Raw genomic sequence first — 1513 nt, 5'->3', positions numbered from 1 at the left:
CTTGTGCTGTGGGCCTCCAAACTCGTCGGCAGTCCGGTCAAGCACATATGCGAAAGGTCGGAGGGTTTCTTGTCCGACCATCAATCACGCGACAACGTCTCCGACGTATCTCTTGCCCTGGATGAGAGCGGCAGGTTCCTGGGTCTTCGCGTTTCGACTTTGGCCAATCTCGGAGCCTATGTCGCATCCAATGGGCTTCACTCGCCGACCAACAATATCGGCGGACTGGCCGGCCAGTACACGACTCCGGCTTTCGACGTGGWCGTGCGCGGCGTCTTCAGCAATACGCTGCCGACTTGCCCATACCGCGGCGCGGGCCGCCCCGAGGCGTCGTTCTGCATAGAGCAGATCATCGACAAGGCGGCTCGACAGTTGAACATTGACAGGGTCGAGATCAGGCGACTGAACATGATCCCTGCAAGCGCGATGCCTTTCAGGACACCGCTTGTGTTTACCTATGACAGCGGCGAGTTCGAGGCCGTCATGGACAAATGTGTCGCCGCCGCCGACTGGGGCCGGTTCGAAGAACGCCGGGAGGAAGCAAAGGCCCGCGGTTTTCTGCGAGGAATCGGCATCGCCTGCGTCATCGAGATCGCCGGCGGACCATTCGAGCGTCCTTTCGAAGAGTCCGCGGAAATCCGCTTCGATTCGTCGGGCAATGTGACAATCCTGGCCGGCAGCCATTCGCAGGGACAGGGTCATGAGACTGCCTACCTCCAGATGGCGCAGGAGTTCCTCGGATTGTCGTGCGAGAACGTGCAAATCATCTTTGGAGATACCGACGCCGTGCCGCACGGGCGCGGAACATTCGGATCGCGAACCATGATGGCGTTTGGAGCGGCCTTCGTGCGCGCGACGCAGAAGGTCATCGAGAAAGGCCGCCTCATCGCAGCACACCTGCTGAATGCGCCGGGAAGTGCCATTGAATTCAGGGATGGCTATTTTTCAGTTGCCGGCACTAACCGGAACATTTCCCTGGCCGAGGTAGCAATCGCTTCCTTCGTGCCGTCCAGAATGCCTTTGGGACTGGAAATCGGCCTTCAGGAGACGGCAATCGTTGCGCTCGAGCAGGCCACCTATCCCAATGGATGCCACATCTGCGAAGTGGAAATCGATCCGCAGACGGGCATGACCGGCATCGTCGCCTATCACGTCGTCGACGACGTCGGCGTGCTGATAAACCCGATGCTCGTCAAGGGACAGATCCAGGGCGGCGTTGCCCAGGGTGCTGGACAGATATTGAGCGAGCAGGTCGTCTACAGCGAGGACGGCCAGATCGTGACGGGGTCGTTTATGGACTACGGCATGCCTCGCGCCGACGATCTTCCCTCTATCAACGTCGAAAGCCATTCCGTCCCCACCACGACCAACCCRCTTGGTGTCAAGGGAGCGGGCGAGGCTGGGACGGTGGGCGCGCTGCCCGCGGTCATGAGCGCCATCAAGGATGCCCTGCTGCCGATGGGTGTTCAGCAACTGGAAATGCCGGCGACACCGTCAAGGATCTGGGGAGCGC

1 protein-coding gene is annotated in these 1513 nt (G+C 60.5%); it reads left to right on the top strand.

Annotated elements, in window-relative coordinates; all coding sequences use genetic code 11:
• Positions 1–3 precede the first annotated feature (3 nt).
• Positions 4–1513, top strand: a 1510-nt coding sequence (locus ACXJ7R_RS32285) for a xanthine dehydrogenase family protein molybdopterin-binding subunit (protein WP_457155341.1), incomplete at its 3' end; no start/stop codon positions are given.

It is taken from the genome of Mesorhizobium sp. P5_C1 (genome assembly GCF_054049815.1).
This window is presented reverse-complemented; position numbering and strand designations above follow the sequence as displayed.